Here is a 26,931-nt window from a genome sequence, read left to right on the forward strand (position 1 = left end):
GCACATGGTCAACAAAAGGACACTTCCACACATTGTGCAGATCGTGGGATACAAAAATACGGGGAAAAGCACCTTAACTGCAGAACTCACGAGATATCTTTCTTCGGAAGGGTTACGGGTTGCCGTCATTAAGCATGACGGACACGATCATTTCCAGATGGATCATGAAGGAACAGATTCATTTCGTTTCAATCAGGCGGGGGCCACCGCAGTGATTGTAATGTCGGAGAAGCGAACGGCTATCATCGAGCAGCAGCCAACCAGTCTGGAGAAGATGCTGACTCGTCTATCGGATTACGACTGGATTCTAATTGAAGGATACAAAGCGGCACCCTATCCCAAACTGGTGATGATTCGTGAAGAACAGCATGTGGCTATACTTCAGAAGCTAAAGGGAGTGATGGCAGTTGTTTCCTGGTTTCCGAGAGAATCCTTGCAATCCTCATGCAGTGAACCTGATCCGCTCAGCGATGTGGTTTGGCACTCTGTGCAGGAGCCAGAATTTATTGTTCGATGGTTGCTGGAACATGTGAATAAAGGGTAGACAAGGACGGGGAAGAACTTGGTGTGATCGAAAGAGTAATCCAGGTTCATTTAAGCAAACTCTACAGTATTCGTTATCAAAAAAATATTGAATAAACGAAAAAACAGCGGATATTCTTACTGGTCATCAGTAAAAAGTATCCGCTGTTTGATTGCTATGGGAGTCTCCTATGACCCCGTACCTTCCGAACGACGCTCAATGGCTTCAGACATCGTTTTGTCCGTAAGATGTGCATAGATTTCGGTCGTTTCTGTCGAAGCATGCCCAAGCTGTTCCTTGGTTTTATAGATGTCGTTTTGCAGGTAATAGTCTGTCGCAAAGGAATGCCTCAGTTTATGCACCGTCAGATACGGTTTGCCAAAACATTTGGCATATTTCATAATCATGGCCTGAATCGCTCGTTTGGTCATACGGCTGCCTTCAGACTCACCGTTACGAAGCGCAATGAATAATCCTTTTTCCCGTTTGGGTGTGCGATACCTTGATTGCCGGAGCTGCATGTAGTTGGCTAGTTCATCCTTGGCCTGCTCCCTGAAATATACGGGTGTTTTGAACGTTTCATCATTGTTACCTTTGCGGTAAACATATAACAGTTTGTTGTTCAAATCCAGATCATCGACATTTAAATTAACCACTTCGGATACACGCAGTCCGGAATTCAGAATAAGACTGGCGATGCAAGCATCCCGTTCTTTGTTGAGTTCATGGGAATAGAGGGCTTGTTTGTTTTTTTGCATGTCGATTGCATATCCTTCGAGGATATATCCGATAAACTCAAGCAGCTCCTCATCCTCTAATAGTTTCCCTTTGAGCTTTGCCGCAGTGTCCTTTGGCTTGTGTGTGCGTTTGATCTCAATCTTGGCCATAATATTTCGCTTCAGCAGCGGATAGAAATCTTCATCTTCGGCAATTTGGCTCAAATAATGAAAGAGGGAGCGCAGAGAAGACAGTTTGCGGGATACCGTAATTCTCGAATTGGCTCCTTCGCGTTTAGTAGCGAGGAACAATCGGAACGAGGTTACCGAATCCATCCGTAATACTTCTAGTTCAGTTAACGTCACTTCCCGGTTCGACTCAGCCTGGGACAATCCTTCAGCACGCAGCCAACTGAAAAAAGTATCATAATCCCTTAAGTACTCCAGCAGGGTAGAGGGTGATAAATCGGGAAGCTTATAGTCAATGAATTGCTGAACGAACCAAGGCATGGAAGGCAGTTTATCATCCAGCTTGCGTCGATCAATCTCTTTTTGCACATTGGTCAAGTTCGGCACCTCCTGGTTAATTCTTCTTCTAAAAGTCTATGTCTTAGTGTACCATAATTTGCTTGGTCACAGCCTGTTCAAGGAATAGTGCAGAGGAGGGCTGTATTCTTGCCCTTCGCCTTACAAACCTTTAAAGTAAATAGTATAAGTTAAGCAGAGGAGGTGAACCGGATGAATATGCAAATCGAGCTGGTTCCCCGGGAACGGAGTCAGGTAATTCGGCATTTAATGCAGTTTTATCTCTATGATTTTACAAAATATCTGAATATCGATGTGGACAGCAATGGCATTTTTCCGGAGTATCCCGGTTTGGAAGCATTTTGGGAGGAGGAAGGCCGTAAATTTGCTTTTCTCATTACGTGTGATGGAGCCCCGGCCGGTTTTGCACTGGTGGAACGCTTCGAGCCTGGCAGCAAGGATAACGATTATTATTTAACGGAGTTCTTTGTCATGCAAAAATATCGGCGGAGCGGAATAGGGACTCAAGCGGCACACGAGCTGTTCCATCGTTTTCCGGGAAGATGGAAAGTAACACAGGTGCGCAACAATGTGATCGCTCAGGCGTTCTGGAGGAAAGTGATCGGAGCCTACACAGGAGGAAGATTTCGTGAGAAATTTCATCCGGAACTCGGTAATCCGAGCCAGTTTTTTGTAACGTAAAAGTGTGTGAGGAACTAATCGACTGTCACTATACATATTGGATTGAACTAGGAGCGTGTGACACGATTAGATCCGATATTTCATGGACAAGAACAGAGGGCACTTTTCTTATACGGATTTTAAATGTTTGTTGGAGAAATAGATCTAAAGTGGGTGCGATGTTCGTCTAACGGGTAATAACCCATAGAGTTGTCAAGCTTTCATAAGTTGTACCTATATTAACGAAGCTCGGAGGAATCAATCATGGAACTGCGCGAATATGGAAACACAGGCATGAAAGTAAGCACGCTCGGATTTGGCGGATCCGAAATCGGAAGCAACGTATCCAAACAAGACGTGGAAACACTTCTGAATACCGCTTTGGATGCCGGATTGAATGTCATTGATACCGCCGAATGTTATGGGGACAGTGAGGAACTGATTGGAGATGTACTTTCGCATCGGCGCGATGACTATTATTTGTTTACCAAATGCGGACATGCTGCCGGGATAGATGGACCTGATTGGGACGGCAAGGTGCTGGAGCAAACGATTGACCGCAGTCTGAGAAGACTCAAAACGGAATATGTGGATGTCATTCATTTGCATAGCTGTTCTGAAGAAGTTCTCCGGCAAGGGGCGGTAATTGAAGTGCTGCAGCGAGCCAAGGAAGCCGGAAAGACCAGGTTTATCGGGTACAGCGGGGACACAACGGACGCGTTGTACGCGATTGAAACCGGGGTGTTCGACAGTTTGGAAACTTCGCTAAATATTGCAGACCAGGAAGCGATTGATTTGACATTGCCGGAGGCGAGAAAAAGAAACATGGGTGTCATTGCCAAACGACCGATTGCCAATGCAGCATGGACGTTTGACGCGCTCCCCGAAGATGCCTATCCATTCGTGTATTGGAGACGGTTGCAGGAGCTGGGCTACGGTTTTCTGACAGGTAATGATGTGCAAGCGGCGGTTGAAACGGCTCTTCGTTTCACGTTAAGTACGGAGGGCGTTGATACAGCGATTGTTGGAACAACGAAGCCGAACCGGTGGCAGCAAAATGCTGATCTGGTCGCAAAAGGATCTCTTCCGCAGGAGCTGTACGATGAAATCAGGGCACGATGGAAGGAAGTCGCCGGAGCGGATTGGACCGGACGTACGTAATGGAAGAATGGAGCAAACGCTTCGACATAGAACCGTCGATTTTTGAAAGCCGCCCTCGGGCGGCTTTTTTTAGTTGAATCTAGGCATCCAAGCTACAGGAGACAAGAAAAAATAATAGAAGAAGAATTTGAAAATATAATAATTATAATATTACAACATATGAAAAATTCACAACAATAAACATTCTTCGTGTATCCGCAAGAGATATAGATAAAGTGTAAGCCTGTGACGAGAAAAAGGGCGAGGATTAAGCCTAAACGTAAAAAGTCAAGTCTGTTTTCCAAATAAAATGTCCCTCTAGTAAGTCGACGGGCCGTATAATAGAATTCAAACATATGTTTATAAGAACATGTAAAATCAGGAGTGGTCAACAAGGGGGAACAGCATGGCTTCACAGTTAAAACAAATTCATCCATTGGCATGGACGATTATCGTCGGTACCATCTTTGGACGTATGGCGACTTCAATGAGCATTCCGTTTCTGTCCATCTATTTGACACAGCAGATGGGGGCGTCGCCAACTCAGACAGGCCTAATCGTGGCCGTGAGCGCGCTCGTCGGTGTTTTTGCCAGCTTCTATGGTGGATACATCTCTGACCGAATTGGTCGTAAAAAAGTGTTGTTCATGTCAGTATTTGTCTGGGCGCTCGTATTTATTGGGTTTGCCCTATCGGACCAGATCTGGCTGTTCTTTATCATGAATGCACTCAACGGCATCTGCCGGGCGTTATTTGAACCGACATCCAGGGCGTTGTTATCGGATATCACACCACCGTCAAGCAAGCTGCTTGTATTCAATCTGAGGTATGCAGCGATAAATCTGGGGGTTGTGTTCGGACCGCTGCTGGGACTGTATTTGGGATTATCGGATTCCAATTTATCCTTTCTGGTCGCTGGAGGAGTATACATAGCTTACGGTATTCTATTAATTGTTCAATTTATTCTTCATCCTCTGAAGCAGGACGAGCAGAGTTCAGGGACGGCGGAGCCGATCCGTTTGAAACAAGCATTCCGCATTACAAGTGGGGATCCTGTTTTTATGTTTGTTTTGATTGGTACCATCTTTTGTGTGCTCGGGTACGGACACTTTAGCTCGACGCTACCTCAGTACATGGCGATTAACCCGAATATGGTTGATGGTGCGAAATGGTTTGGATACATGCTTTCCTTAAACGCTGTGGTTGTTCTCGCCGTTCAATTTCCGGTGGTTCGTATCGCGAGTCGCTTTCCACCTGTAGTGCCGCTCATGACAGGCAATATTATGGTATCTGTCAGTCTGCTGCTGTTTGGATTGGCGCAAAGCCCATGGTTGCTGGTAGCGGCAGTTGTCATTTTTACGGTAGGAGAAGTACTCATGTTTACGCTGATGGATGTTCTGGTGGATCGGATTGCGAAGCCGGAACTGAAAGGGACATATTTCGGCATGATCGGATTCAACAATCTGGGTAATGTCAGTGCACCGATTCTGGGCGGCTTTTTGCTGGATAGTTTCGGGGCTAACCAACCAATGCTTGTCTTTGCACCCATTGCAATAAGTGCTGTATGCGGAGTGCCTTTTTTATGGATAGCACATCAACGACTACAGGCAAGGGAACAGCAACCAACGTAGGAAACCTGGATTTGATTCGTATTTGAGCGAATCCTACAACCTTCAAATCACTTATTGTGAATTCGAAGGTTCTTTTTTACTCCAATATTATAATATTTCAACATATGAAAAATTCACAAAAACAAACCATTTTCCGCACTTTGTTTCTGCCTACAAACAAGTTACACTTACGCTCCCCAAACGTTATAAAAACTTCATTATCCAACAGTAAAAGTCAAGAAGAGTATCTGCCAATAAAACAAAAGTGGAATGAACCAATACATTAGAACCACATCCATAACACTGAGGGTCTCTTGATAATGTCGCATTAGCGACTTTTTTTATTGTTCATGTTCAGTTCATATGGATTACATCGGCAGTACATTTCCCTTAAGTACAATGATTATGCGCCACCTGATGGTAGCCAACACAGAAAAACAGGAGATGATAATTTGTCCATCAAGAAACAAACTTCAATTACAGCCGTAACTCTGGTGCTTGCCATGCTTGCTCCAATGTCTGCTATGGCTGCGCCGTTAAGTAACGTCAGCGATGTGATGTACGAGATGACTAAAAAAGGAGTGATCGAGAAAGCCAAAATCCTTACCGAGGCCTATGGCACAACAAGCGTGCAGTATGCACTCATAGATGATGGAGAAATCGTGATCTCCGGGCAAGCCGGCAAGAATGACCAGAATAACACAGTACCTCTCGGCGCAGATACGATCTATGGCATAGGTTCAACCAGCAAAATGGTAGTTACTACTGCTGTGATGAAGTTGGTCGATGAAGGGGAAATCGATCTGGATGTACCAGTCATACATTATATCCCTGATTTCAAAATGGAGGATGAACGTTACAAAGAAATCACAACGCGAATGCTGTTGAATCATTCCTCCGGACTCCCTGGAACTTCAAGCAGCAGCGCAATCCTGTTCGGGGATAACGATACGTATGCACATGATACATTGTTGGATCAACTCGCAACGCAAAAGCTAAAGGCAGATCCCGGAGCATATTCGGTTTACAGTAACGACGGCTTTTCGTTAGCCGAGATTCTGGTCGAAAGAATTAGTGGAATGAGTTTTACTGCATTCATGCACCGCTATATTACCGAGCCTTTGGGCATGAACAACACCAAAACGCCACAGGATCTGATTAGTGACAACAAAATGGCCATGACGTATTCAGCCCTGCATAATGGACAACTTCCACAAGAAAACACAAACATGATTGCTTCGGGAGGCATTTATTCCACGGCCGAAGACTTGGTTCAATTTGCGCAAATTTTCACGGGAGAGGTCGAAGGAATTCTCTCGCATGAATCGGCAGAAGCCATGGCAGAAGAAGAATACAAAAATGGCATGTGGCCGGAAGATGCAGATTCGTCTATTTCTTATGGCTTGGGCTGGGATAGTGTAAACCTCTTTCCTTTCAATGAATACGGCATCCAGGCCGTTGCCAAAGGTGGAAATACGATTTCGTACCATTCCTCTTTAATTGTACTTCCCGAATACAACATGGCTGCAGCCGTTACCTCTTCGGGAGGAACAAGCACGACGGATCAATTGATTGCAACGGAATTGCTGCTTGGTGCACTTGAGGAGAAGGATATCATTACGGAACGAAAGCCGGATAAGTCATTTGGGACGCCTGTAAGCTTAACGATGCCTAAGGGGTTATCAGTGTATTCGGGCATCTATGGAGGTGGAGCCAGCTCGCTGCTGAAAATTGCTGTCCAGGCTGATGGACAACTAACCTTATCCACACCTTTAACACCGAATAGTCCTGAACAAAAGTACACCTATACCGCGGATGGAACTTTTGTCAACGATGAAGGTACGGAAAAATTAACATTCGTTGAAGAGGATAACGGGAATATCTATTTATGGTCACGCTCGTATCAGTCCATTCCTGGGCTTGGGCAGATCGCTTCTTCCGAGTATAAGGCCGAGAAGCTAGAAACGAGTGAATTGTCCCCGGATGTTGCAGCAGCCTGGCAGAAACGTGAAGGCAAAAACTACTTTCTTGTGAATGAGAAATACACTTCAACGGTATATGATAGTGCTACACCGATCATCCCGATTCACCTGTTTGACGAAGTGCCAGGCTTGGTATACACCAATACAATCATAGATGCCAACCTCGCTGTGAACCAGCTGCAAATCCCCGGCGTTGCCGGTCGTGATACGATGGAATACCAATTCTTCGAGGAAAACGGAGAGGAATACGTCACAGCAGGGGGCAAAGTTTATGTAAGCCAAGAAGCAGTGAAGCTTCTCTATTCCGGAAATCAATCAAAGACAATGATTCAGGCAAACGGGTATGCCACCTGGTACTCGATCCCAGCGACCGTGGCAGGTAAAGTTATGACGGTCCGAATGCCTTCGAAAGGTGCTTTTACCGTGTATAACCAAGCGGGTATTTCTATTAATCACACCGTGGTCAGCGGTCAAAATGAAGTAGTGCTGCCTGAGAATGGCATCATTGTTTTTGCTGGTGATATCGGTTCAGCATTTGAAATTACACTCGCCAGCAAAAAGAATTAAACGATGAAAAAAATCAATAGAAACAGACAAAAAGCCGCGCTAAACGTGGCTTTTTGTGCTCAGATATTTATTAACAGAAGTAAACTCAGAACAACATGTATAAAATTCCCAACAAAAAAATGATTGTCAATTAAAAAGATATATGATAATTTAGTGTCTGTAACCGGTTACACATAGAGGAGAACAAATTCATGACAACAATCAAAGACGTAGCGAATCTGGCTGGCGTATCAGTAGCCACCGTATCAAGGGTCATCAATGACAGGGGTTATGTACATGCGGATACACGCAAGAAAGTAGAAGATGCCGTGAAGGCGCTTAACTTCTCCCCTAATGAAGTAGCTCGCTCATTATATAAACGTAAGTCTAAACTGATTGGTTTGCTGCTGCCTGATATTGCAAACCCTTACTTTCCACAGTTAGCTAGGGGTGTCGAAGATCGGATGCAGGAGCAGGATTTCAGGCTCATTTTCGGAAATAGTGATGAGGATGAATCGAAGGAGCAGGATTACATCCAGACGTTTATCCAAAATAACGTAGTAGGTGTGATTTCATCCACGAACTATCCTCATTCTCCAATATATGAAAAATTAAAAATTCCAGTCGTGTTTCTTGACAGGACTGCACTGGATAGTCCTTCTGTCTATGCGGACGGAAGAGAGGGCGGACGATTAGCAGCGAGAGAGATCATCAAGCGCGGTAGTCATCGGATAACCGTTATGCAGGGTCCGTCACATATTAAGCCAGCACAGGATCGGTTCGAGGGAGCCATTGAAATCATCCGGGATGCCGGATTGGATTACCATGTGATTCAGACGACCTCGTTCTCTTTTAACGAAGCGGGATTGTGGGCAGAAGAGCTGTTCAGCAAATATGGTGACACGGATGGAGTTATTGCCAGCAATGACATTGCAGCTATGGCGGTACTGCATGAGGCTTCGCGAATTGGGAGAAAGGTTCCTGACGATGTGCAAGTGATCGGATTCGACGACATTCCGATGAGCAGCCTGTTATCTCCCGCATTGTCAACCATTCGCCAGCCTGCATACGAGATGGGCAGGGAAGCGGCGGGATTACTTATCGGACTTGTGGAACAAGCTCCAATTGAGAACAAAAACATACAGATGCCCGTAAGTTTTATCGAACGAGGCACAACCAGAAAGGTGAATGCAGATGGCTAAAATATGCGTAATCGGAAGCAGTTCCATGGATCTGGTCGTTACTTCTTCAAGACGTCCGGGGGCGGGTGAAACCGTCCTCGGGGAAAGTTTCAAAACAGTACCTGGCGGTAAGGGAGCCAATCAGGCCGTTGCTGCGGCAAGATTGGGCGGTGATGTAACGATGATTGGCCGGGTAGGAGACGATGCATTTGGTCAAGACATTTTGAATAATTTCAAAGCAAACGCTGTAAATACGCAAAATGTGAAACCGGTTACACATATGGAAAGTGGAACGGCCCATATCATATTGGCAGAAGGTGATAATAGTATCGTAGTCGTCGAGGCGGCAAATCGCGAAGTCACTCCTTCTTATGTAGATCATGCGGCTGAGGTGATTCGCAATGCCGATATCGTGCTGATCCAGCAGGAAATTCCAGAAGAAACCGTTGTCCATGTGAGCAGCCTGTGTGCTGAATACAGAACGCCGCTGCTGCTTAATCCGGCTCCGGCGAGAACAGTGCCGCAGGAGGTTATTGACAATGCAGCTTACATCACGCCGAACGAGCATGAAGCCGAAATCCTGTTTCAAGGCATGAGCCCAGCTGAGGCATTGCGCAAATACCCAAACAAACTGTTTATAACGGAAGGCAGCAAGGGTGTTCGTTACTTTGACGGAGCGGAGGAAATCCTCGTACCAACATATAAGGTGAAGGCAGTAGATACTACCGGTGCAGGGGATACATTTAATGCTGCATTTGCTGTTGCTTTAGCGGAAGGCAAGCCGCTGCAGGAGAGCATACGGTTCGCCAATCGTGCCGCATCGTTGTCCGTGACCAAGTTTGGAGCACAGGGCGGCATGCCGACGAGAGACGAAGTGGAGGAGAGTTTATCATGAAAAGAAACGGCATACTAAATAGTCACATTTCTAAAATACTATCTGATTTGGGTCATACAGACATGATTGCCATTGCGGATGCGGGTCTCCCCGTTCCGGAAGGGGTGCTCAAGATTGATGTGGCTTTGAAACTCGGAACGCCAAGTTTTCAGGAAGTGGTTGAACTGATCGCAGAAGACATGGTCATTGAGAGAGTAATCGTGGCAGAAGAGATCAAGGAAGGCAATCCGGAAGCTCTGCAGTTCGTTACAGATCAATTTGGCAACGATGCCATTGATGCTTCCATCAACCACGAACAATTCAAAGCACTAACCCGGCAGGTTAAGGCGGTTGTTCGTACAGGTGAAGCTACACCCTATGCCAATTGCATTTTACAAGCAGGAGTCCATTTTGGTTAAAAGGAGGTTGCATGATGCATATTCAGATGCACAACATTCATAAAGCATTTGGCACCAACCAGGTGCTAAGCGGAGTGGATTTCGAACTGAGGGAAGGTGAAGTTCATGCCCTGATGGGTGAGAACGGAGCTGGCAAATCCACGCTGATGAACATTTTGATCGGACTTCACCAGCGTGATCAGGGAACGATCTCCATTGATGAAAAGGAAACCTATTTCGGCAGTCCGAAGGAAGCAGAGAAGTTAGGTATCGCATTTATTCATCAGGAGCTTCACGTTTGGCCCGAAATGACGGTGCTCGATAATCTTTTCATCGGTAAGGAGATGACATCTTCCTTAGGATTCCTCAATACAAAACAAATGAAAGCGCTCGCTTCAGAACAATTCGCCAAGCTGTCGGTACAAATCCCACTCGAACGACCAGCAGGAGAATGCTCCGTTGGACAGCAGCAGATGATTGAAATCGCCAAGGCGCTGATGACGGATGCGAAGGTCATTATTATGGATGAACCTACTGCAGCATTAACGGAACGCGAAATTCAGAAGTTGTTTGATGTGATTACTGCACTGAAGAAAAACGGAGTATCCATTGTGTATATTTCTCACCGTATGGAGGAGATCTTCACCATCTGCGATCGGATCACGGTCATGCGGGATGGCAGGACGGTAGATACCCGGCCGATTCCTGAGACAAGCTTCGATGAAGTGGTGCGGAAAATGGTTGGACGGGAGTTAACCGAGCGGTATCCGGCCCGTAATCCTTCCTATGGCGAAGTTGTTCTGGAAGTGCGGGACGCAAGCATTAAGGGATTGTTCCAACATGTCAGCTTCAACGTAAGAGCAGGTGAGATTGTTGGTTTCTCCGGACTTATGGGTTCGGGGCGAACAGAGATCATGAGAGCGATCTTTGGTCTGGATACCCTGGACAGTGGAGAAGTCTTGGTCCGTGGCAAAAAAGCGAACATTCGTAAACCCTCGGATGCAGTGAAACACGGCATCGGTTTCATAACAGAAGACCGTAAGGATGAAGGGCTTGTACTGGACTTCTCGATTCGGGAAAACATGGCGCTGACGAATCTGTTCAGCTTCTCAAGTAAAGGGTTCATTTCAGCTCCAAAAGAACAGGATTTCGTCGATACCCTGATCAAGCGTCTGCAGATCAAGACGCAATCTTCGGAGACAGCTGCGCGTAACCTATCAGGGGGCAACCAGCAGAAGGTTGTTATTGCCAAATGGGTAGGTATCGGACCAAGTGTGCTCATTCTGGATGAACCAACGAGAGGTGTGGATGTTGGAGCAAAGCGTGAAATCTATCAGTTGATGAATGAACTGACAGAACGCGGCGTCGCCATCATCATGGTATCTTCGGAGCTTCCTGAAGTACTCGGTATGAGTGACCGAATTGTGGTTGTGCATGAAGGGCAGATCAGCGGAGAGCTGGCCAGGGAAGAAGCAACACAGGAAAACATTATGACATTGGCCACAGGGGGACAGTGAAATGACAACAATGCAGAACAACAAAACAAACGGAACGGGATTCCGCTTATCGAGCGTAACACAGAAATTAGGACCGCTGCTTGGTTTAATCATTCTTATTATTATCGTATCCGTACTGAATCCAAGCTTCTTGGAACCGCTTAATATCTTGAACCTGCTGCGTCAGGTATCGATTAATGCACTGATTGCCTTTGGTATGACCTTTGTCATTCTGACAGGCGGGATCGACTTGTCCGTTGGCTCCATACTGGCTTTATCCAGCGCATTTGTCGCAAATATGATGTTGTCTGGCCTGGATCCGATTTTGTCCATCATCATCGGGGTAGCACTTGGTGGTGTGATGGGTATGGTGAACGGACTCATGATTACGAAGGGTAAAATGGCTCCATTTATCGCAACATTGGCGACAATGACCATATTCCGCGGCTTAACGCTGGTATATACGAATGGTAATCCGATTACAGGACTCGGGGACAGTCTGCTGTTCCAACTGTTTGGACGCGGCTATCTGCTAGGCATTCCGGTACCTGCCATAACGATGCTGATTACGTTCGTGATTCTATGGACGATTCTGCATAAAACGGCTTTTGGCCGCAAAACGTATGCGATCGGTGGTAATGAGAAAGCATCCATCATCTCGGGTATCAAAGTTACACGTGTGAAGATCATGATCTATTCCCTTGCAGGCATGCTGGCAGCTCTGGCAGGTGCAATTCTGACATCTCGTTTGAATTCCGCACAGCCAACTGCAGGTACTTCTTATGAACTGGATGCGATCGCAGCCGTTGTTCTGGGCGGAACAAGCCTGACAGGTGGACGCGGACGGATCGTGGGCACATTAATTGGTGTTCTGATTATCGGCGTGCTGAACAATGGTTTGAACCTACTCGGCGTGAACTCCTTCTATCAAATGGTGGTCAAAGGTGTCGTCATTGCGATTGCTGTCCTGCTGGACCGCAAGAAAACGGCTTAAGGGGAGAAACAATTATGAAAAAATGGACATTAACACTTGTAAGCATGATCATGATTATTGTTCTGGCCGGGTGCTCACTGGAGCCGCCTCAATGGGCGAAGCCGGACGGTGCCGGAAATAAAGGACAGAAGAAAATAGGTCTCTCGATTTCAACACTGAACAATCCGTTCTTCGTTTCATTGAAAGACGGAGTCGTTGCCGAAGCTCAAAAGCAAGGCATTGAGGTTATCGTGGTCGATGCACAAAATGATTCGGCCAAGCAGACCAACGATGTGGATGACCTTATTCAGCAGGGTGTTGATGCACTCCTGATTAACCCAGCGGACTCCGCGGCAATCTCTACGGCAGTTCAATCTGCCAACAGCGTAGGCATTCCCGTAATTACACTGGATCGTTCCGCAGACAAAGGTGAGGTAGCGGCTCTGGTAGCATCCGATAATGTCAAAGGCGGACAGATGGCAGCAGAATATTTCGTTGAACAGCTCGGTGAAGGTGCTAAAGTCATTGAACTAGAAGGAGTGCCAGGGGCTTCCGCTACACGTGAACGGGGTAAAGGGTTCCACGAGGTGGCTGACCAGAAGCTTGATGTGGTTGCCAAACAGTCGGCGGATTTCGACCGCTCCAAAGGTTTGAATGTGATGGAAAACCTGCTGCAGGGAAATCCGGATGTACAGGCTGTATTTGCCCATAACGATGAGATGGCACTTGGTGCGATTGAAGCGATTCAAAGCTCGGGCAAAGACATTCCAGTGATCGGGTTTGACGGCAACGACGATGCAATCAAATCCATTCAGGACGGAAAACTGACAGCAACCGTCGCTCAGCAGCCGGTACTGATTGGACAGCTGGCCGTACAAGCTGCTCTGGATGTTCTGGACGGCAAACAGGTGGAGAAGTCCATCCCGGCAGAATTGAAGCTGGTGACCAAGGAAAACGCAAACAACTAGTACTCGTGACATCCCGTTTTGGCTAAGCGCTAGGGCGGGATTTTTTTGTTCTGCTCGGTTCGGGTGTATGAATTGCCCAATTACCTTGTTGGTAAGTTGGTTTGGAGACATTCGAAAGAAAATGAAAAGTAGATGTACCATAGATAGAATCAAGGAGTAATAAAGGAAGGAAATTGCTCCTTCTTAAAATAGATGTTGACCTAGAGTTAAATCGAAGTGGTACGGTAAAAATACTTACAACGCTATATAGGAAGAAGGGAGAGCGCCAATGAGCAAAGATATTTTTGAGCGAGATCGTTCAGGAGAAATCATTTCGATCAGTGACCCTGAGTTTTATAAAATCGCCGAAGCTATTGAACGTGCACAAAAGCTAATTGCAGAGTTAAATTCGGGGTACCATGACACCAATAAAGTAAGGGACTTATTTAGCCAGTTAACCGGAGAAAAAGTGGATAAAACGTTTGAATTACTACCACCGTTCTACACCGATTACGGCCAAAACATCCGGGTGGGAAAAGAGGTATTTATCAACCAAGGTTGCACGTTTATGGATCGAGGTGGCATTACGATAGAAGATTATGTGTTGATTGCGCCTAAGGTCAATCTCGTCACCATCAATCATCCAATCTCGCCATCTCATAGAAGATCCACCGTTTCGACTCCGATCGTCATCAAAAAAAGAGCCTGGATTGGCATTGCAGCAACCATTATGCCAGGAGTAACCGTCGGTGAAAATTCCATTGTATCAGCAGGAGCGGTAGTAACAAAAGATGTGCCTGCCAACACCATTGTGGCTGGTATACCGGCAAAAGTAATAAAAACCATAGAAGAATAACCGATATGAAGGTGAGTTTTATTTAATTAAAAGCAAAATTCTCTCCCCTCGTAGCACTAAATTAGCAGCGTTGTTCGCTTTTGGGGAGTGATGAATGAAAATAAGCCTAGACATAGGAGGAATCCTTTGTCTAGGCTTATTGGCTAATAGGGCTCACTCTATCAACAATCCCAAATAGCTAATCTTTGATCTAGTTGTATCGCCAACCTCCCATGCTGGTTGTCTGGAAGGTTATTATCCGGCGGGGACTGTCTCCTTGAAGAACGGCGGCTTCACATCCATTGGAATGCAGCTCTTATATGTGGCACCCTTCGTACTTAAAGCAAACTCGGCTTTGGCCTTGTCGATGATGCCATCAACGTTAAGGAGCAGGTCATACGCAGATAACGCCATCAGCTTGGCTGCGTAATGCATGCCTCTCATGCCGATGGAGGAGCCGAAGGCGGCGGTTGCCTGCCATGTGTGCACTTGGACGCCGGCAGGAGCGCACGTAGTCATGATCTGGCCCATTGGCACGATCCAGGAAGCGTCACCGATGTCACTGGAGCCCCCTAAGGACATTCCATAAGTCTGTTTGAGATTGAAGAAGCCGATAGGTAGGTTCTCCTTGGACGGAGTCATTGCGCTTCCGGTGGCAAGCACCTCAGGGTGAATACTTCCGCGAAGTTGAACCGCAAACTGCTCTTCCTCTTCCGTGAAGGACATCGGTCCGACGAATTCAGCCTGGGTGTGCATGAGGTCGTTGAGTGCCACATTCGGGAGTGTATCATAGCAGCCGGCACGAATAGCCCAATCCACGCTTGTTTCGGTCATCATGGCTGCGCCCTGTGCTGTTTTGATCAAACGTTCCAGTAACTGGTCAACGGCCAGACGGGTTTTACCACGCAGAAAGTAGTAGACGCTTGCCTTGTCCGGAACGATGTTCGGCGCGAGACCACCGTTAGTGATCTGATAGTGGATTCGCGACCCGTCCGGCACATGTTCACGCATGTAGTTTGCACCTACATTCATCAGCTCGACGGCGTCCAGGGCACTTCGCCCAAGATGTGGTGCTCCGGCCGCATGTGCGGTCCGACCCGAAAAGAAAAATTCGACCGCCGTCAGCGCCTGCATGCTAAAATTGGCCGTCATGTTGGAGCTGCCGGGATGCCAGGTCAGCACGCTGTCCAGGTCGTCGAAGGCCCCTTCTCGCGCCATATATGTTTTCCCCGACAATAATTCCTCCGCCGGACAGCCATAATAGCGGATCGTTCCTGGTAGACCTTCCTCTTCCATACGCTTCTTCAGTGCAATCGCAGCCTCAACACCCGCGGTTCCAAGCAGATTGTGACCGCAGCCATGCCCTGGACCTCCTGCAACGATAGGGCTTTCCGTATAGCTGACTTCCTGGGACAGACCCGGCAGAGCATCGAATTCACCCAAAATACCGATGATCGGCTTGCCATTCCCATATTCAGCGATAAATGCCGTGGATACTTCTCCGATATTCCAAGCAATGCTGAAGCCTTCCTTCGTTAGCGTGTCCGCTTGTAACGAGGAGGCGAAACGTTCCGTATATCCAACCTCCGGATGCTCCCATATCTTCCTAGCCATTTCGGTAAAGGTTGTAGAGTTATCATCAATCCAGCTGAGAATATCCTGTTTGCTCATCAGGGCTTCAACTCCTTGTTAAGAATAGTTACATTTTAGCTCTCTTTAATGGCAAATACATTGTCTCATCCAACGATCTTTACAAGATTTTATTGTTTGAATACACTATGAAATAAGATTGTATGGTAGGAATGGTTACATGAAAAGAGGGATGAATGTGAAAGATCGAGAGTTGAGATCGAATTTGGAGGCTTGGATGAACTCTTCACAGTATGGCCTATGGGCACGTTCTGGATCAGAAGCTCCTTGGCGCCGCTGGAGACGAGGAGAGTCTAATGAAGGGGTTGGGATCACTTCTCCTGGCATGGATCCGGAGCTGCAGGACGAACATGGCGACGGGACTAAGCGAATCCTGTTCAAATATGAAGAGCCACTGTGCCGGGAGGCGTTGCTTCTGTATCCCAAAGAGTTGGATCTTCAAGTCGATTGGCAGGACCGGTTGCATTGGATTATCCGGGAATGGTGGCTGGAAGAGCTTGTCATTGAGCGAAGCAGAGAAGATGAGTTATGGCTGCGCAGCCTCAGGGAGCTGACTTCTTCCCTAGATTTAAACGAGCTCCTTCTGCGTATCATGCACAGTGCCCTGAAGGTGATTCCTTCTGCGGATTGCGGTTTTTTCATGATGTTTAATTCGGAGTCGGGCAAGCTAGTTCCTAGGGCAAGCGTGGGGGTCGGAGAATCAATTTATGCGTTTAGGGTCCATCCGGGGGAAGGTATTACTGGGAAAATTTTTAACAGTGGAAAGGGAGAAATATTTTTGTCGCGCGCCCTCTTTCATAAAAGCAATGGATAACGTGGCTATGGACAATATGGCAAGCTTGTCCCAGGCGTTTGAGGACTCTCCAGAAAAGGTGAACGCGGTCATGGCTGTTCCTGTAACCATGAACACAGACAAAATTGGGGTCATGCTCGTCCATCAAACTAAGAAGTATAAACAAATGGAAGAGCGCGATCTTCATCGGCTCCAAGGTTTCGCGGATCAAGCGGCGATTGCGATCGCTAATGCCCGTCTGTTCAGCGAGCTGGAGGAAAAGAATCGCTATCTGACAAAGCGCAACGAGATCCACGATATTTTCACAAAATTATCCGTTGAAGGCAACGATTTGGGAATGTTCACGCAAACGATGAGCCGCATGATTGGCTTGTCCGTCCTCTTTGTGGATCTGGTCAAGGATGAATGGTATCCCCGTTCAGAGTCATCCCAAGACTTCTCCGGGGAGAGGCTGCGCAAGTTGTTTGGTAGCTTAGCGACATATCAAACATTGGAGAGTCAAGATGAAAGGAAGCACTGTCTCTATCCGATCTGGAACCGTTCCATGCTACTCGGATGCTTTGTCGTCGAACTCGGGCGCCCTCTGGAGAGGCTCGATTATGTTGTACTGGAGCAGGGGAGCGCAGTCGTTGCCCTGGAGATGATGAACACGCACTCCCTGACCGAGATGTACTATCGTGGAAATCAGGAATTGTTCAACGAGATCGTGCTGCACCAGGAGCCGAGGCAGCTAGAAATGAAGCTCAAACGTTTCGGACTTTCCAATCACGCACCGCTGTTTGTCTGCATCTTACAGCTGACGGAAGAAAACTCGGATTCAAAGCGGCAGGACAGCGAGTTCCGCAGGCTGATCTCAGGGATAGAGAAGGAGGTTGGCCGAACAAACTTGCTGCTGTTCAGCGCGCAAGACAAGATTACGCTTCTTGCTTCCGCCGCCGATGAGCAGATACAAGACCGATTCGTGCAGAAACTTAGGTCGGTGGTGGATAATTGGTCCAGCTTACAGACATCTCTGTTGTTCGGTGGAGTGGGAGGGCTGTACATAGGGCTTGCGAACGTATCCAAGAGTAATGACGAAGCCAACCGCTCACTCGCTTACCTGATTCGGAGGGAGAGGCCGGGAATTATCCGTTACGGGGACATCGGCATTAACCGTCTGTTCATCAATCAAGATCCGGATGAAATCGAGACGTACGTGCGGGACGTGCTTGCACCGCTTCGCTCACAGCGCGGGCAATCGGGCGAGCTGGAGCGAACGCTCAAAACCTACATGGCCGCAAACCGTGCTGCAGGCCTTACAGCGGAGAAACTTCATATACATCCTAACACACTATATCATCGGCTCCGCAAGATCGAAGAACTTCTTGGACTGAATCTGGACGAGCCGGACGAATGGCTGAAAATTTATCTGGCCTGCCATTTGAGCGACACTTAAACGGAGATTTAGCCAAGACTTTCTCCGAGAAGTCTCAAACTCCTGGAAGCGGAAGCATGCGAAAAAATATAGTAGCGTCCCAGCCTGACAGCCCGCGAATTAATTGATTGGAAGCTTGATGTCAATCAGCGTTCCCCAGCCGGGCTTGCTCTTGATGCACAACTCGCTTCTGTGACCGTAAGCAAGCTGTATTCTTCTCTGTGTATTAATAAGACCAATGTGGTTGGCGTCCATCGAGTCACTAAACAACCTTGTACGCAGCTCAACCATCCGCGTCTCCGATATACCGTTGCCATTGTCAATGACGGCCAAACGCAGGCATTTGCCACAGCGCTGAATCTTGATCTTAACCGCCAGCTTCTGATCCGAACGGCTCAAGCCATGCTGCAGGCTGTTCTCGATCAGCGGCTGAAAGATCAGTTTGAGCACTTGGTATTTCTCCAGCTCCGCGTCGTACTCCCACCAAATGTCAAATCGCTCCCCGTATCTTGTTTTCTGAATCGCAATGTAGCTCTTCGTATTTGCGATCTCCACGTTAAGCGGTACAAGTCCGTTTTGCCCGTCCAGAGAATACCGCAAAATATCGGATAAATGCTCTACGATGCTCGTTAGCTCGTTCGGCCCGTCGGTGTATCCGGCTGCCTTCCAATGTATTGTCTCCAGCGTATTGTAGAGAAAATGAGGGTTGAGCTGTGACTGTAGGGCAGCGAACTGGGCAGCTTGCGTTTTATACTGGCTCTCCGAAAGTTGAACGCGCATGTAGTTATGCTCAATGAAATTCTGCAACAGGCTGCGGATAATTTGGCTGTACACACTGTTACCCTTTGAACGGTGTAAAGGGAGAGGCTTACCTTTCTCTGCGGCGTCCAGAATGGACATGATGATTTTAAGGTCCGAATAATTTTTCTTCGTCAGCTGGAAGGCTAGCAGAAGCGCAGCGACCAACGCCATGACCATCAAAACAGCCCCAATGCGAAGCAGACGATTAAGCGCGGTGTATAGAGATTGCTTCGGAGTGACGGAAATGAATGTCCAATCGTAAGTCTCAGAGTTAATCAAGTTGATCAAGGCTTCCTCATTCGGAGCTTGCGTCGTAATAGAGCTGTTTTTACTCGAAATGACCTGTTTCAGTTCCTCGGGGCTTAGCTCGTACTTGGCATTATTCTGAAATATAACAGAGCCCTGTTGATCCACAACGGCGAGCAGTTGCCCTTTTGCGGTAGCGAGATCGTTCAGCCTGCGTTCAATATACTCACGTTTGATATTAAGGACGATAACGCCGGTAGTGTCGTCCGACACCTTAAAATTGCGGTACATGGTAATGACATCTGCATAATCGATCTCTTCGTTCAAATTATAGCGCGGAATCTTCCGGCTTTCCGTCCAGATCGCTTCGTGATGTTTATGCTGTAGATAGCTGTCGTACCATAAGTGATCTGGGTCCTCTCCAAGCTCGATAAAGCCTCCGGTAACGGACGAAATGTAGCGCTGGTTGTCGTTATTTAGATAGATATAGATAGAGTCAATATAGGAGCTGGCAATGGAGGGTGAATCGATAAAGTTTTTCAGGACGGCCAGTTGTTGGTAATCCTCTGCCGATGGCAGGGGCTTGTTCAGCATATCCTTAAGGTTCATGAACTGGGTCGTGCTGGCGATAATATGCAGGTTCAAAGCGTTCTGTTCATTGAATAGGAGTTCAATGTTCTCTTTGGTTTGCTTCAGCATGTTCATGTTGTTGCTTTTGATACCTTGAACGACATACTGCTGGGTTAGGAAAGCGGACAGAGCACTGAGAACAACGAGCGGGATCAGCATGGGCAAAAGAAAGGTCAGCAGGTTCTTGATGAAAAAGCGAACAGTAGTCGTGACCATACATTATTCTTCGTTCCTGTATTCTCTGGGAGTCACCCCGAAGAAGCTCCGGAACATCCTAGTGAAATTCTTGGCGTTACTGTACCCGACGATTTCACTGATTTCGTACGTCTTGCAGTGTGTGGTCTTCAGTAACTCGGCCGCACGCTGCATGCGAAGCTTCATTACATAATCGGAGAAGTTCTCGCCGGTCTTGGTTTTGAAGAATTTGCTTAAATAGAAGGGATTAAGAAAAACATGCTTTGCAGCGTTCTCCAGGGTAGCGGCGGACAAGTTATCCTGCAAGTAAGCTTTAACCTTCTCGATGGTCTGGTCCGTCAGGCTGTTCTCCGCGGACGATGCAGAGGGGGAAGGGACAGGCAATCTCGCATTGTCCATTTCACTTCGGAGATGTCCAAACACTTCGGCAATTTCCGTATATTTAGTAGGTTTTGTCAAATACCGCTTAACTCCATACTGTACAGCCAATTGTGCATATTCAAATTCCTTGAAGCCGCTTAGAAGAACGACCTTGACCTCTGAGCCTTGCCGATATAGCCGTTCGGCTACATCAATGCCCGACAGGGAGGGCATGCGGATGTCACAGAGAAGCACGTCCACAGGCGTCTCCTGGATAAAGGCGAGGGCTCCCTCTCCGTCGCTAGCTTGACCGACAACCTGATACCCAAATTCATGCCATGGGAAATAGTTACTTAGACCGTTGCGAATTTCGCTTTCGTCATCAGTGATTAGAAGATTGTACACGGCCCACACCCCGTTCTTTTTGTATTCTTAAAATTTGATACCTTTTTGGTCCTATGGAGGCTTTGATGCCAAGAAATGATCCCAAAAGCTAATGAAAAGTGTCTTTAATTAATCGTCATATTAACGTTAAATAAAGTTACAAGGTAAGATACATGATTGAGATGTTAGGGGGAGTTTACAAAAAGAAGAATACGATAATTGAAATATAGCATAAGTTTTTTGTGAAATGTATGTTGATTCTCCCAATGAATAAGAGATTAAAGTGTGGGACTTCACATTATCCTCCTTATGAGGGCTTCGTAAGATAATAATTATGTAAGGAAATATAACATTAAAGCTTGGTGGCAGACCAAATATTGAGACAAAGGAGGGGCTGCGCATGCTGCTAGAGCTTAAGGACGTAAGGACGGTTTTTAAAACGGACAAAGGGGAAGTCACTTCGGTGGACCGGGTTAGCCTTAAGCTGGAGAAGGGGGAAACCATAGGCATCGTCGGAGAATCAGGCTGTGGTAAGAGTGTTACCTCCCTCTCAATCATGAGACTGCTCGGCAAGAATGGCAGCATCAGGGAGGGGGAGATTCGGTTCATGGACAAGGATCTCGCGAAGCTGTCGGAGGCTGAGCTGCGTCTGATTCGCGGCGGAGACATTGCGATGATTTTTCAGGAACCGATGACCTCTCTCAATCCCGTGTTCACTATTGGAAATCAATTGACGGAAGCCATCCGGCTGCATACTGATTTGAGGGGCAAGGCAGCTGATGGATACGCAATCGAAATGCTTGAAAAGGTCGGAATACCCCGCCCTGAAGCAATCATGAAGAGCTACCCGCACTCTCTATCCGGGGGAATGAGACAGCGCGTGATGATCGCAATGGCACTTTCCTGCAAGCCAAAACTGCTCATTGCCGATGAGCCTACGACCGCACTGGACGTGACAATTCAGGCGCAGATACTGAATCTGATGAAGGACCTTCGAGAAGAGATGGAGGCTTCGATCATGCTTATCACCCATGATCTCGGCGTTGTTGCAGAGATGGCGGACAAGGTCATCGTCATGTACGCCGGTCAGGTGGTCGAGGAGACTGACGTGTTTACCCTGTTTGAGAAGCCGCTCCATCCTTACACACAAGGATTGATGAGATCCATTCCCCACATTGAATCCGATGCCGAGGAGGTGCTGGCCTCCATCCCTGGTGCGGTGCCTCCACTTACGAACATGCCGAAGGGCTGCCGATTCCATACTCGCTGTGAGTTTGCCGAAGCGAAATGTCTGTCCGAAGCACCGACACTGCTGCCGGTTCAGGAAGGCCACCACGTGCGCTGCTGGATGGCACAACAGGAACCCGGTGCCTGGAATGCGCGAGAGGAGGAAGCCATATGACGCTTGTGGAACGCAGAGTGGCCCAAGAACCTCTACTTCGAATCGAAGGTTTGAAGACGTACTACCCTATTAAACGAGGATTGCTGTCTCGCACAGTTGGGAATGTCAAAGCGGTGGACGACATTTCGCTGGAGCTGTACCCAGGAGAAACGCTAGGACTCGTTGGTGAGTCGGGCTGCGGCAAGTCGACCATCGGCCGGAGCATCATCCGTCTTGAGAATCCAACGGACGGAAGAATTTGGTTTGAAGGGCAGGAAATTACGAAAAGCACAATGTTGGACCTCCGCAGGGAACGGACGAAAATGCAGATGATTTTTCAGGACCCATACTCCTCACTTAATCCCAGGATGCGGGTTCAGGAGCTGCTTGCCGAGCCGATGCGGGTGCATGGTCTGGCCACCGGAGCGGAGCTGGAGACGAGGATAGATCACCTCCTGGATACGGTCGGTATACCCCGAAGCTATAAGCAGAGATTTCCTCATGAATTTTCAGGCGGTCAGCGGCAGCGCATCGGGATCGCTCGTGCACTTTCCCTGAATCCGAAGCTCATCGTGTGCGACGAGCCGGTATCCGCGCTTGACGTTTCCATTCAGGCGCAGATTCTGAACTTGCTCAAGGAGCTGCAACGGGAGCTGGGACTCACCTATTTGTTTATTGCTCATGGTCTCGGGGCCGTCAAGTACATCAGTACTCGTATCGCGGTGATGTATCTTGGCAAGGTGGTGGAGATCGGAACGAAGGAGCAGATCTTTGCAAACCCGCGTCATCCGTATACGCAAGCTTTGCTCAATGCTTATCCGGTTCCGGATCCCCGCAAGCGTGGACAAGAGAGGATCGTTCTTCAGGGAGATGTACCCAGTCCCGCTAGTCCCCCGTCAGGCTGTCGGTTTCATACTCGGTGTGCGTACGCCCAAGCAATGTGCAAGGAGAAGGAGCCCCTTCTGCAAGGAGAAGAACACGCGGTGGCTTGTCATTATCCACTGACTGCCGGCTAAATCGCAAGAGAGGAGAAAAAGCATGTTTACTTACGTCATTCGCCGCATTCTGATTGCGATTCCCGTTTTGTTTGGCATTACTATCATCAATTTTGTCATCATCAACCTTGCGCCTGGTAACCCCATTGACATGTACATGACACCGGATACACCTCCGGAACTGCTCGAGTTACGTAAGGAGCAGCTTGGATTAAACGATCCGATTATCGTTCAATATTTCAAATGGCTCGGTCAACTGCTGGCCGGCAATTTGGGATATTCCTTCAGCACTAGTGAATCGGTTGTTTCACTCATCGGTGAGCGTCTGGGGCAGACAGTGCTGCTCGGCATCTGCGCACTGATTATTGGCCTTCTGATCGCGCTGCCAATCGGTATCATGAGTGCGGTCCGGCAAAACTCGAAATTCGACTATCTGATGACTGGACTCTCCTTCGTCGGAACGTCCATTCCCCAGTTTTTCCTTGGTCTCTTATGCATTTATATTTTCGCTGTTCAACTGGGCTGGCTTCCCGTCGGCGGAACAGAGGATCTTGGCGGCGGAGGAGGGTTAGCCGACCGGATCAGACATTTGGTGCTACCTTCCATAGCACTGGCAGTCGGCATTGCCGGACGCAAAGTACGTTATATCCGGGCCAGTATGCTGGATGTATTGAAGCAGGATTACCTGCGCACAGCTCGAGCCAAGGGGCTCAAAGAGTTCTATGTCACCAACAAGCATGCCCTGCGCAATGCTCTGATTCCGATCATTACTGTTGTCGGGATGGAAATTCCAATGCTCTTCGGTGGAGCCGTCATTGTGGAGCAATTGTTTCAGTGGCCTGGCATCGGACAGTTGACTATTCAATCGATCATGTCCAGAGACTATTCGACCATCATGGGTCTAAATCTGGTCGCTGCCATGATTGTACTGGCTGCCAATCTACTTACAGATATTTTTTACTCGGTAGCTGATCCTCGTATCCAATATCAGTAAGTGAAGGCTTATATTCCACGAAACAAACCACGAATGAGAGGAGGCGGATTCGATGTCTGCTGTACAAACCCCAGTCGCCGGAGGCGTTATCCTGCCGATTCAACAAGCAGAGCCCGAGAGCGTCTTCCGGCAAATGGCCCGACGTTTCCTGAAGCATCGGCTGGCCGTCGCCGGGCTTGTTGTTACCTTGCTGCTTATCCTCATAGCCATCTTCGCTCCTTGGCTAGCCCCGCATAGCCCTTATGCGGTAACCGCCGAATTTTCTGCTGCACCTTCCTCTTCCCATTGGCTTGGAACCGACCAGGTGGGAAGGGATGTGCTGTCCCGTCTGCTGTACGCGACGAGAGTTGCTGTAACGGTAGGATTTGGAACAGTCGCCTTGTATGTCGCGTTTGGAACCATCATCGGTCTTTGGTCTGCTTATGTTGGCGGCTGGGTTGATATGTTGGTCATGAGAGTTACAGATATGTTCATGGCATTCCCCTATATGATGGTTATTCTCGTGGTTGTCAGTGTGCTTGGACCAACACTTTGGACGCTGGTGCTTGTTCTTGCTCTATTCTCCTGGCCATCCATTGCCCGACTGGTTCGGGGGAGCGTACTGACGCTCAAGCAAATGGATTACATTAAAGCCGGAGTGGCTTTGGGGCTGAGCACACCGCGCATCGTCTTCCGTCACATCCTGCCGAACGCGCTGGCTCCAATTATCGTGAACGCGACATTTGGTGTTGCCGCGGCAATCATGGCAGAGTCCGGGCTAAGCTTTTTGGGCATGGGTGTTCAGCCACCAACGGCTAGTTGGGGCAATATGCTGACGGATGCTCAATCTATTAGTGTCATGACAGACCAGCCCTGGCTTTGGCTGCCTCCCGGCATCATGATCCTGGTGACGGTGCTTGCTATCAACTTCGTCGGTGACGGCTTACGTGACGCACTTGACCCGAAACAATAAACTACAGTGCATCTCTCAATGATGACATACAAAACGAGAAATTAGGTGGAGGAGATCCGATGAAAAGGGTGCGTAAAGCTTGGATTTGCGGAGTATTGACATTATTAATGGTGCTGGTCACGGCCTGCGGTACGAATTCTGACAGCAATACATCATCGTCTCCGGGATCGGGTGGCGAAAGTGCTTCTGCTTCCGGGGGCACCGGTCAGCCTCTGTATATCGGCCTTGTGAATCCAGTGACGACATTCGATGTCTTTAATTTGGATAATGCAGGTGTCTTCGTGAACTCATTGATGAGCGATACACTTGTTGCCATGAACAGCGATTATGGATTCGATCCGAAGCTTGCCGAATCGATCGAAACAACGGACAACCTGAACTTTACCATCAAGCTGAACAAGAACGCCAAGTGGAGCGACGGGGAACCGTTCACGACAGACGACGTCGAGTTCACGTTCCACATGTTCACGGACATTAACGTGAAGACACTCCTCAACATGACGTTTGTCGCTGGACTGAACGAAGCTGGTAAGAGAGAGGAGGGGCAAACGGAGCTGGGATTTTTCGAAAAGGTGGACGACTACACCTTCGTCATTAAGACGAAAAACCCGATGGAAACGAATCAATTCAAGAGTCAGTTCGGCACGTACTTCCGATATCTTCCAGAGCACATATTGAAGGATGTGGCCCCGGTGGATCTGAACAAGAACGAATTTATGATGAATCCTACGGTCACCAACGGAGCCTACAAATTTGTCAAATTTGCCAAGGACCAGTACGTTCAACTCACTGCGAATGAGCAATATTACGAGGGTGCGCCGAATATTAAGGACATTTATATCAAAATGATGCCTGCGACGAATCTCGCAGCACAGCTTCAGACAGGTGACATACAGTTGACTTCTCCCGGTGTAGGTCTCATTCCGGTACAGGATTTTGACAAGGTAGCGAATATGGCGAATGTGACCACCGGCTATGGAGATGCCAATAATCCAAACATCATGTTCATCAATACGAAGAAGTTCCCGGATCCAAAAGTGCGTCAAGCCATGGCCTATGCCATGAACCGCCAGCTTATTGTAGATCAATTGCTGAAAGGACAAGGTGAACTCGTGGATGGCATGCTGGGCCAAAACCACCCTTACTACAATAAAGATATACCTCTTTACAGCTACGATCCTGAGAAAGCGAAAGCACTGCTGAACGAAGCGGGCTGGGACTTCAACCAGTCGATTGAATTCGTCGTCCCGACAGGCAACAAAATCCGCGAGCAAGCTTCTGACATCATAGCCGAGAATTTGAAAGCAGCCGGTTTGAAAGTGCAAGTGACTAAGCTCGATTTTCCGACAACCTATCAAAGAGCTCTTAAGCACGACTACGACTTAACGGTACTCAATCTGGGCTTCATTCTCGATCCGAACTCCGTGCTGGGTCTGTTCAAAACGGGAGTCAGCTTTAATATCGCAGACTATTCGAACACCGAAGTTGACGAGCTGCTGGCCCAAGGGGCAGAGGAGCTTGAACCATCCAAGCGTTTCGAGATTTACCAGCAGGTTCAGCAAATGCTGCACGACGATGTTCCGGTAATTGCCCTGTATGCTGATAAGCAAATGTATGCAGCGGCCAAAAACCTGGACATCGGCAAAGGTCTCGATACCAGCACGGTGGGCTTAACGAACAACGTCGCCAAGTGGAAATTCACCCCTTGAT

Annotated in this window: 23 protein-coding genes; 19 read left to right on the forward strand and 4 right to left on the reverse strand. The window is 47.9% G+C overall.

All coding sequences use genetic code 11. From position 1 onward, the window contains the following. Positions 1-4: 4 nt before the first annotated feature. Entirely contained in the window at positions 5-544 is a 540-nt protein-coding gene (gene mobB, locus ABIC22_RS21270; protein ID WP_127536746.1) for a molybdopterin-guanine dinucleotide biosynthesis protein B, read from the forward strand. A gap of 167 nt (positions 545-711) precedes the next feature. Here the strand turns inward: mobB and xerS are convergent, their stop codons facing one another. After that, a complete protein-coding gene (gene xerS, locus ABIC22_RS21275) occupies positions 712-1,806 on the reverse strand; it encodes a tyrosine recombinase XerS (protein WP_127536747.1) in 1,095 nt (364 codons plus the stop codon). 171 nt (positions 1,807-1,977) lie between these two features. On the opposite strand from xerS, the gene ABIC22_RS21280 reads away from it, so the two are divergent. From ABIC22_RS21280 to ABIC22_RS21330, 11 genes are all read left to right on the forward strand, one after another. Beyond that, the gene (locus ABIC22_RS21280) at positions 1,978-2,466 is read left to right on the forward strand and encodes a GNAT family N-acetyltransferase (protein ID WP_127536748.1); all 489 of its coding nucleotides are present in this window, start codon (positions 1,978-1,980) and stop codon (positions 2,464-2,466) included. 243 nt (positions 2,467-2,709) lie between these two features. After that, positions 2,710-3,606: an aldo/keto reductase gene (locus ABIC22_RS21285; RefSeq protein WP_354483566.1), complete on the forward strand. Its 897-nt coding sequence runs from the start codon at positions 2,710-2,712 to the stop codon at positions 3,604-3,606. A gap of 385 nt (positions 3,607-3,991) precedes the next feature. Further along, entirely contained in the window at positions 3,992-5,215 is a 1,224-nt protein-coding gene (locus ABIC22_RS21290) for an MDR family MFS transporter (protein ID WP_354483568.1), read from the forward strand. 482 nt (positions 5,216-5,697) lie between these two features. After that, on the forward strand, positions 5,698-7,743 hold the full coding sequence (locus ABIC22_RS21295) for a serine hydrolase domain-containing protein (RefSeq protein WP_354486041.1): 2,046 nt from the start codon (positions 5,698-5,700) through the stop codon (positions 7,741-7,743). Between the two features lie 191 nt (positions 7,744-7,934). Then, positions 7,935-8,924 carry a LacI family DNA-binding transcriptional regulator gene (locus tag ABIC22_RS21300; RefSeq protein ID WP_354483570.1) on the forward strand — a complete coding sequence of 330 codons (990 nt, stop codon included), beginning with the start codon at positions 7,935-7,937 and terminating at the stop codon, positions 8,922-8,924. Continuing rightward, positions 8,917-9,798, forward strand: a complete 882-nt coding sequence (gene rbsK / locus ABIC22_RS21305) for a ribokinase (protein ID WP_354483572.1) — start codon at positions 8,917-8,919, stop codon at positions 9,796-9,798. The genes ABIC22_RS21300 and rbsK overlap by 8 nt, the downstream gene beginning before the upstream one ends. Continuing rightward, positions 9,795-10,196, forward strand: a complete 402-nt coding sequence (gene rbsD / locus ABIC22_RS21310) for a D-ribose pyranase (protein ID WP_354483574.1) — start codon at positions 9,795-9,797, stop codon at positions 10,194-10,196. Before rbsK ends, rbsD begins: the two co-directional genes overlap by 4 nt. 14 nt (positions 10,197-10,210) lie before the next feature. After that, positions 10,211-11,692: a sugar ABC transporter ATP-binding protein gene (locus ABIC22_RS21315; protein WP_354486042.1), complete on the forward strand. Its 1,482-nt coding sequence runs from the start codon at positions 10,211-10,213 to the stop codon at positions 11,690-11,692. A gap of 10 nt (positions 11,693-11,702) precedes the next feature. After that, entirely contained in the window at positions 11,703-12,665 is a 963-nt protein-coding gene (gene rbsC, locus ABIC22_RS21320; RefSeq protein ID WP_483312597.1) for a ribose ABC transporter permease RbsC, read from the forward strand. A gap of 14 nt (positions 12,666-12,679) precedes the next feature. Next, positions 12,680-13,612 (forward strand): ribose ABC transporter substrate-binding protein RbsB, encoded by a 933-nt coding sequence (gene rbsB, locus ABIC22_RS21325; RefSeq protein ID WP_354483578.1) that lies wholly within the window; start codon positions 12,680-12,682, stop codon positions 13,610-13,612. A 268-nt stretch (positions 13,613-13,880) separates the two neighbouring features. Beyond that, entirely contained in the window at positions 13,881-14,447 is a 567-nt protein-coding gene (locus ABIC22_RS21330) for a sugar O-acetyltransferase (protein ID WP_354483580.1), read from the forward strand. Between the two features lie 234 nt (positions 14,448-14,681). On the opposite strand, the gene ABIC22_RS21335 is transcribed toward ABIC22_RS21330, so the two are convergent. After that, positions 14,682-16,097, reverse strand: a complete 1,416-nt coding sequence (locus tag ABIC22_RS21335; protein ID WP_354483582.1) for an amidohydrolase — start codon at positions 16,095-16,097, stop codon at positions 14,682-14,684. A gap of 196 nt (positions 16,098-16,293) precedes the next feature. Here ABIC22_RS21335 and ABIC22_RS21340 point away from each other — a divergent pair, with 196 nt between their 5' ends. Continuing rightward, positions 16,294-16,890: a hypothetical protein gene (locus ABIC22_RS21340; RefSeq protein ID WP_354483584.1), complete on the forward strand. Its 597-nt coding sequence runs from the start codon at positions 16,294-16,296 to the stop codon at positions 16,888-16,890. 7 nt (positions 16,891-16,897) lie between these two features. Then, the gene (locus tag ABIC22_RS21345; RefSeq protein WP_354483586.1) at positions 16,898-18,304 is read left to right on the forward strand and encodes a helix-turn-helix domain-containing protein; all 1,407 of its coding nucleotides are present in this window, start codon (positions 16,898-16,900) and stop codon (positions 18,302-18,304) included. A 99-nt stretch (positions 18,305-18,403) separates the two neighbouring features. Here ABIC22_RS21345 and ABIC22_RS21350 read toward each other — a convergent pair whose 3' ends face one another. Then, positions 18,404-20,176, reverse strand: a complete 1,773-nt coding sequence (locus ABIC22_RS21350) for a sensor histidine kinase (protein WP_354483588.1) — start codon at positions 20,174-20,176, stop codon at positions 18,404-18,406. 3 nt (positions 20,177-20,179) lie between these two features. Beyond that, positions 20,180-20,920, reverse strand: a complete 741-nt coding sequence (locus ABIC22_RS21355) for a response regulator transcription factor (protein WP_127536759.1) — start codon at positions 20,918-20,920, stop codon at positions 20,180-20,182. Between the two features lie 373 nt (positions 20,921-21,293). Here ABIC22_RS21355 and ABIC22_RS21360 point away from each other — a divergent pair, with 373 nt between their 5' ends. Genes ABIC22_RS21360 through ABIC22_RS21380 form a run of 5 tightly spaced genes read left to right on the forward strand, consistent with a single transcriptional unit; the run spans position 21,294 to position 26,930 of the window. Further along, positions 21,294-22,301 carry an ABC transporter ATP-binding protein gene (locus tag ABIC22_RS21360; RefSeq protein WP_127536760.1) on the forward strand — a complete coding sequence of 336 codons (1,008 nt, stop codon included), beginning with the start codon at positions 21,294-21,296 and terminating at the stop codon, positions 22,299-22,301. Continuing rightward, positions 22,298-23,296 (forward strand): ABC transporter ATP-binding protein, encoded by a 999-nt coding sequence (locus ABIC22_RS21365; RefSeq protein ID WP_354483590.1) that lies wholly within the window; start codon positions 22,298-22,300, stop codon positions 23,294-23,296. The genes ABIC22_RS21360 and ABIC22_RS21365 overlap by 4 nt, the downstream gene beginning before the upstream one ends. A gap of 22 nt (positions 23,297-23,318) precedes the next feature. Then, positions 23,319-24,269, forward strand: coding sequence for an ABC transporter permease (locus ABIC22_RS21370; RefSeq protein WP_154893851.1), 951 nt, complete (start codon positions 23,319-23,321; stop codon positions 24,267-24,269). A 52-nt stretch (positions 24,270-24,321) separates the two neighbouring features. Continuing rightward, positions 24,322-25,221: an oligopeptide ABC transporter permease gene (opp4C, locus tag ABIC22_RS21375; RefSeq protein ID WP_127536763.1), complete on the forward strand. Its 900-nt coding sequence runs from the start codon at positions 24,322-24,324 to the stop codon at positions 25,219-25,221. A 59-nt stretch (positions 25,222-25,280) separates the two neighbouring features. Continuing rightward, positions 25,281-26,930, forward strand: coding sequence for an ABC transporter substrate-binding protein (locus tag ABIC22_RS21380; RefSeq protein WP_354483593.1), 1,650 nt, complete (start codon positions 25,281-25,283; stop codon positions 26,928-26,930). Position 26,931 lies beyond the last annotated feature (1 nt).

Source organism: Paenibacillus sp. PvP094 (assembly GCF_040546835.1).
Taxonomy (GTDB): Bacteria; Bacillota; Bacilli; order Paenibacillales; family Paenibacillaceae; genus Paenibacillus; species Paenibacillus illinoisensis.

Coding starts and splice junctions, on each gene's coding strand:
- ABIC22_RS21340 (WP_354483584.1), top strand. CDS start 16,294: ATGAACTCTTCACAGTATGGCCTATGGGCACGTTCTGGATCAGAAGCT.
- ABIC22_RS21365 (WP_354483590.1), top strand. CDS start 22,298: ATGACGCTTGTGGAACGCAGAGTGGCCCAAGAACCTCTACTTCGAATC.
- ABIC22_RS21300 (WP_354483570.1), top strand. CDS start 7,935: ATGACAACAATCAAAGACGTAGCGAATCTGGCTGGCGTATCAGTAGCC.
- rbsK (WP_354483572.1), top strand. CDS start 8,917: ATGGCTAAAATATGCGTAATCGGAAGCAGTTCCATGGATCTGGTCGTT.
- opp4C (WP_127536763.1), top strand. CDS start 24,322: ATGTCTGCTGTACAAACCCCAGTCGCCGGAGGCGTTATCCTGCCGATT.
- ABIC22_RS21335 (WP_354483582.1), bottom strand. CDS start 16,097: ATGAGCAAACAGGATATTCTCAGCTGGATTGATGATAACTCTACAACC.
- ABIC22_RS21350 (WP_354483588.1), bottom strand. CDS start 20,176: ATGGTCACGACTACTGTTCGCTTTTTCATCAAGAACCTGCTGACCTTT.
- ABIC22_RS21295 (WP_354486041.1), top strand. CDS start 5,698: ATGCTTGCTCCAATGTCTGCTATGGCTGCGCCGTTAAGTAACGTCAGC.
- rbsD (WP_354483574.1), top strand. CDS start 9,795: ATGAAAAGAAACGGCATACTAAATAGTCACATTTCTAAAATACTATCT.
- ABIC22_RS21380 (WP_354483593.1), top strand. CDS start 25,281: ATGAAAAGGGTGCGTAAAGCTTGGATTTGCGGAGTATTGACATTATTA.
- ABIC22_RS21370 (WP_154893851.1), top strand. CDS start 23,319: ATGTTTACTTACGTCATTCGCCGCATTCTGATTGCGATTCCCGTTTTG.
- rbsC (WP_483312597.1), top strand. CDS start 11,703: ATGCAGAACAACAAAACAAACGGAACGGGATTCCGCTTATCGAGCGTA.
- ABIC22_RS21280 (WP_127536748.1), top strand. CDS start 1,978: ATGAATATGCAAATCGAGCTGGTTCCCCGGGAACGGAGTCAGGTAATT.
- rbsB (WP_354483578.1), top strand. CDS start 12,680: ATGAAAAAATGGACATTAACACTTGTAAGCATGATCATGATTATTGTT.
- mobB (WP_127536746.1), top strand. CDS start 5: ATGGTCAACAAAAGGACACTTCCACACATTGTGCAGATCGTGGGATAC.
- ABIC22_RS21330 (WP_354483580.1), top strand. CDS start 13,881: ATGAGCAAAGATATTTTTGAGCGAGATCGTTCAGGAGAAATCATTTCG.
- ABIC22_RS21290 (WP_354483568.1), top strand. CDS start 3,992: ATGGCTTCACAGTTAAAACAAATTCATCCATTGGCATGGACGATTATC.
- ABIC22_RS21285 (WP_354483566.1), top strand. CDS start 2,710: ATGGAACTGCGCGAATATGGAAACACAGGCATGAAAGTAAGCACGCTC.
- ABIC22_RS21315 (WP_354486042.1), top strand. CDS start 10,211: ATGCATATTCAGATGCACAACATTCATAAAGCATTTGGCACCAACCAG.
- ABIC22_RS21345 (WP_354483586.1), top strand. CDS start 16,898: ATGGACAATATGGCAAGCTTGTCCCAGGCGTTTGAGGACTCTCCAGAA.